The 233-nt window shown below is 58.4% G+C and carries 1 protein-coding gene; it reads left to right on the plus strand.

The annotated features are described in order from the left end of the window. Nucleotides 1-233 (plus strand): Ig-like domain-containing protein (locus KP22_RS22585; RefSeq protein ID WP_039326499.1); only part of this gene is annotated, 233 nt, incomplete at both ends.

Raw genomic sequence — 233 nt, forward strand, 5'->3', positions numbered from 1 at the left:
ATTGCGGTGACCGGTAACGTAGATAATGACGTGAAAGCGGGCGATGCGATTACCGTTACCGTCGGCTCGGAAACTTATCAAACGACCGTGAATGCCGATGGCAAGACCTGGAGCGTGAATGTGCCGGGCGCGGTGCTGGCCGCCAATGGCGATGTCTCCGCGACGGTCACCACGCGTGATACCGCAGGTAATGTGACGACGGCGAATACCAGTCACGCTTACGGCGTGGATAC

It is taken from the genome of Pectobacterium betavasculorum (assembly GCF_000749845.1).
In the GTDB taxonomy this organism is placed as follows: domain Bacteria; phylum Pseudomonadota; class Gammaproteobacteria; order Enterobacterales; family Enterobacteriaceae; genus Pectobacterium; species Pectobacterium betavasculorum.